This window comes from Fructilactobacillus florum DSM 22689 = JCM 16035, from assembly GCF_001436645.1.
In the GTDB taxonomy this organism is placed as follows: domain Bacteria; phylum Bacillota; class Bacilli; order Lactobacillales; family Lactobacillaceae; genus Fructilactobacillus; species Fructilactobacillus florum.
The window spans coordinates 1-790 of the sequence record NZ_AYZI01000027.1; the positions used below are offsets into that span (position 1 = coordinate 1).

Annotated in this window: 1 protein-coding gene; it reads left to right on the forward strand. The window is 39.5% G+C overall.

The genetic code is table 11. From position 1 onward, the window contains the following. Nucleotides 1–545: 545 nt before the first annotated feature. Nucleotides 546–790: putative HNHc nuclease (locus FC87_RS06640; RefSeq protein ID WP_235804446.1), on the forward strand; the 245-nt coding region annotated here is incomplete at its 3' end.

A 790-nucleotide genomic window follows, 5' to 3' on the forward strand; every position in this document is an offset into this window, starting at 1 on the left:
ATGGTAAAAAACGGCGCAGACGGCGTTACACTCCCGATTTTGTCTATCGGGACGAAAACGGAAAAATCATCAAGGTTGTAGACGTTAAGCCAACCAAGATGACAGCGGACGCTAGTTTAAGAATTGCGATGTTTGTCGAAAGATATCAATGCCAGTAACGATTGCTAGATACGACAGTCGTTCAGGCACGTTTGAAGAAAAGGAAGTGTAGCATGCTGTTATTTATCCTTATGTTTGTAATTTTGGCGATTATGTTTTCGAGAACAAATTGTTGCGGTGGGATTTTATTTGCACTGATTATGCTGGTATTCCTAAGTTTCATGATTAAGCTTTGGTGGCTATGGCTAATCGGCGCAGTAGCTGGATTGGTAGGTGTGATCGTTGAAAGAAAAAATTAAAAAACATTTTGAGAATTACAACTGGAAAAAATGCATTGTAGACGCTATGACGCTAATATCAATCATTTTAATCATTGGATTCATTGGCGTTAGTTTCCTGCTATTTTCTATTATCATCTACAACTTTCTTTATCTAATCTGGTGGTTATGATGTTTGGACAACTAACGAGAGTAACTGGCAAGCAAGTAACGCTTAATGTTGATGAAGATATTGATATAAGCAGATTGCGAAGATGGTCAGACGGTAAGCAACCAACCGTGGAACTCATTATCGACGATGGACGCAGGATAACACCTGACCAGCGCAAAAAAATCTTTGCGATGCTAGGCGATATGAGCGACTATCTTGGCTATTCTCCACGAGAGATTGAGGAGATTATGAAAACCAAGTT